At 40.2% G+C, this 1,937-nt stretch carries 1 protein-coding gene and 1 pseudogene; both read left to right on the top strand.

Features of this window, described 5'->3' with window-relative positions; all coding sequences use genetic code 11:
• The first annotated feature begins 142 nt into the window (after positions 1–142).
• Entirely contained in the window at positions 143–1,696 is a 1,554-nt protein-coding gene (istA, locus tag D7D25_RS17600) for an IS21 family transposase (RefSeq protein ID WP_122970210.1), read from the top strand.
• 29 nt (positions 1,697–1,725) lie between these two features.
• Positions 1,726–1,937, top strand: a pseudogene (locus tag D7D25_RS17595) (ATP-binding protein); the annotation flags it as partial.

Raw genomic sequence — 1,937 nt, 5'->3', positions numbered from 1 at the left:
TGGATAAAACGGTTTGATTTGTGCCAGTGATTTCGGTCTATGTGTGCCACCTTTTTCGGTTCAAACCGTGCCACTTTTTACGGTTCGATTTGTGCCACTTTGAAAAGATCAAGTTATCTTGTCCCTAAAAAAGGGATGCGGTATGGCAAATAAACTTGATCCTATGGATATAAAACAAATTTTAGTCTTAATCAACGACGGTTTTAGTAACCGCAAGATTGGTGCTACACTTGGTATATCTCGTAATACCGTTAACAGCTATGTACAACAGTTTAAATCAAGTGGTTACAGCATTGGCGAGCTTTTAAACTTTGAAGAGACTCGTTTAAACGAACTCTTCACCAGTAAAACTACTGTCGACACTTCCCGGCATGATGATTTAATGCGCTATATTGAGCGTGTCAAAGCAGCCCGGAGTCATCCCGGTTTTACTTTTCAGCACCATTATAATGAGTATGTAAATAATGTAAGCAACCCCTACAGCTACACTCAGTTCCTGGAACATTTTCATCGTAAATACAGTAAGGCAAAGGGTTCCATGAAGCTTGAGCATATTGCAGGCCATGAGATGTTCGTTGACTTTGCGGGTAAAAAGCTTGGGATAGCAGATAAAGATACGGGTGAGACCAAACCGGTTGAAGTCTTCGTATCAATTTTACCCTGTAGTCAATATACTTATGTTGAAGCCTGTGCCACACAGAACCGTAATGATTTTATAAGTTGCTGTAAAAACGCATTACACTTTTATGGTGGCGTTCCAAAGGCAATCGTATCTGACAATCTAAAGTCTGCCGTTACAAGAGCCAGCAAACATGAAGCAGTTATTAACCGCTGCTTCAAAGACTTTGCCAGTTATTACGGTTGTGTTATTAACCCCACAAGAGTGTATGCTCCACAGGATAAAGCATTAGTAGAAAATGCTGTACACCTTACTTATCAAAGAATCTATTACCCTCTTCGAGAGATGACATTTTTCTCGATAGAAGAGCTCAACAGGGAGATCAGGCGATTGCTTACAGAATACAACAAACTGCTCTTTAAGCGTAAAGAGGCCAGCAGACTGGAACTGTTTCAGACAATAGAGCGAGGCTATCTGAAGCCATTACCCGCCGAGCAGTACGAGATAAAAGAGTACCGCAGGGCAAAGGTTCAGAAAATGGGATATGTATATTTTTCACCCGATAAGAGTTATTATAGTGTACCATACCGCTATATAGGCAAACAAACACAAATACATTATACACAGAAACATATAGAGGTTTACTACAATCATCAGCGCATAGCCATACATCAGAGGAATCACACTACAGGCAGCTATAACACCAACTCGGATCACCTGAGCAGTACGCATCAATCATACCTGGGTTGGAATCCGGATTACTTTAAGAATAAAGCTGCAGCACATGGTGAGCATGTTGTCAGCTGTGTAGAACATATACTTGCATCTGTAGATTATCCTGAGATTGGATACAAGCGTGTAACCGGTCTTTTACAACTCCATAAAGCTTACGGCTCAGGAAGATTAAACAGGGCCTGTAAAATGGCTTTAAATGCCGGGATACCATCATATACCCGAATCAAAAACATCCTGAAGAATAACATGGATAAAGCATTAATCTTTTATGATGAATCCGATAGTGCACAGTCGCACATACCGATGCATCACAATATAAGGGGAGCATCATCCTACAGTTAAGCAAATCAGTTAATTATAAACCTATAATAATGAACAACAATCAAACAGTCGAAAGATTAAAACAAATGAGGCTCGGAGCGATGGCTTCATTGCATTATCAGCATATCAAAGACAACAGGATAGAGAATGTTACAGCTGATGAATACCTGGCTTTGCTTACAGATCATCAATGGGAAGAACGATTAAATAATAAAATTGAGCGTCTTATCAGACAGGCCGGCTTTAGAGAACAGGCCAGTGT

The sequence above is a fragment of the Proteiniphilum sp. X52 genome (assembly GCF_003712195.1).
Classification (GTDB): Bacteria; Bacteroidota; Bacteroidia; order Bacteroidales; family Dysgonomonadaceae; genus Proteiniphilum.
This window is presented reverse-complemented; position numbering and strand designations above follow the sequence as displayed.

What these genes read in the sequence shown, in the direction of transcription:
- istA (WP_122970210.1), top strand. Translation starts at nt 143, where the DNA reads ATGGCAAATAAACTTGATCCTATGGATATAAAACAAATTTTAGTCTTA.